Genomic DNA, 1,362 nt, shown 5'->3' with positions numbered 1-1,362 from the left:
ACTAAAGAAAATATCTGACGATTTGACAAAACAGATTGGAAAAGGATGTGGTGAACCTCATTTAAGAGCAGTTCGTCAATTTTACCTTATTTATAGAGATATTAAAAAACGCTACACGCTGTGTAGCGAATTAGAAAAATCTAAAGAAACAGAAAAACGACGCACATCGTGTATCAAATTGATACCTGCCAGATTATCAACTGTAAAATTTCAGACAGTGCCTATAGAATTATTCAGTGAGTTATTCCCTTTATCGTGGTCGCAGTATCGTTTACTTATGCGTATTGATGAACAATATAAACGAGAATTTTATGAATCAGAATGCATCCGGGGGAACTGGTCTGTAAGACAACTTGACAGACAAATCCAGTCAATGCTTTATGAAAGAACTGCCTTGTCTAAACGCAAACTTGCAGTTATTGCTAAAGCACATAAAAAGCCTATCAACAGGACAGATGAATCTTTACCTGAATTATTTAAGAGACAAAGAAAAATTCCATGAAGAAAATGACCCTGTAGGTATTATCCTTTGTTCGGATAAGAGAAAAACTGTTGCTGAATATGCACTCGGTGGAATGAGTAATAAAATATTTGCATCAAAATATAAGTTACAATTACCTGCCCCTGAGGTCCTTAGAAAAGAGATTGAACACGAAAAACAACGCCTCATAGAAATGAAAATTGCTAAGGACGACAAATAAGAAAATATAGTTTAACAATATGATGTATTTTGTTAAGTCCCGCCTGAATTAAATCAATTATTTTGCGGTTTCTTTGGTTGGAATTCTGCCCGAAAAGTCCTGAAATTTAACAATTGTCAGGAGTTTTGTTTACAGGGTTTTATAATCATTATACCTGTCTGAGTGCAATATTTTCAGGTTAGTAGATGTTTACTAAAAAAATCATCATAATTATTATAGAAATGCCATAACGATGCCCCGTAATCCAAAACCTGTGCCACCACTAATCTTTTATCAGAATTTTTATACAGTTTAGTTTCTATAATATAAATTTCTCCGTCTTTATCAATTCCTAATGCGTCAATTGGTCCACTTCCAGTATTAAACTCTCTTGCTACGATTAATATTCGTATATTTTCTTTAATCTCATAAAGTGGCAGTGTTTCTGGATTGTCATAAATATATTTCTGTAAATAATCTTCAGTCACATCAACAGCTCCTTCAATCTTTTGTGCATTTTTACCATTTTTTGAAATTATTATTGCCATGTTTATCCCCTTTTCATATTTATCTTTGTATTTCTAAGAGATTTTATTTTTTTATAAAATTCTTTAATGGTCTTACAGTCATTCTTATCCAGCATCGTTACCCAGCCACCGAATTTGTATCTTCTCCAACACTT

Annotated in this window: 3 protein-coding genes; 2 read left to right on the top strand and 1 reads right to left on the bottom strand. The window is 32.7% G+C overall.

Annotated features, from left to right (window positions below):
- The coding region (locus tag AB1349_14385; protein ID MEW6558513.1) for a DUF1016 N-terminal domain-containing protein at nt 1-502 on the top strand (502 nt) is incomplete at its 5' end.
- A complete protein-coding gene (locus tag AB1349_14380; GenBank protein ID MEW6558512.1) occupies nt 456-701 on the top strand; it encodes a PDDEXK nuclease domain-containing protein in 246 nt (81 codons plus the stop codon). The genes AB1349_14385 and AB1349_14380, both read left to right, overlap by 47 nt.
- A gap of 173 nt (nt 702-874) precedes the next feature.
- On the opposite strand, the gene AB1349_14375 is transcribed toward AB1349_14380, so the two are convergent.
- Nucleotides 875-1,228: a hypothetical protein gene (locus tag AB1349_14375; GenBank protein MEW6558511.1), complete on the bottom strand. Its 354-nt coding sequence runs from the start codon at nt 1,226-1,228 to the stop codon at nt 875-877.
- Between the last annotated feature and the right edge of the window lie 134 nt (nt 1,229-1,362).

The organism is Elusimicrobiota bacterium, assembly GCA_040757695.1.
Classification (GTDB): Bacteria; Elusimicrobiota; UBA8919; order UBA8919; family UBA8919; genus JBFLWK01.
Note: the sequence above shows the minus strand (reverse complement) of the source record. Positions and strands in the feature narration are given on the sequence as shown.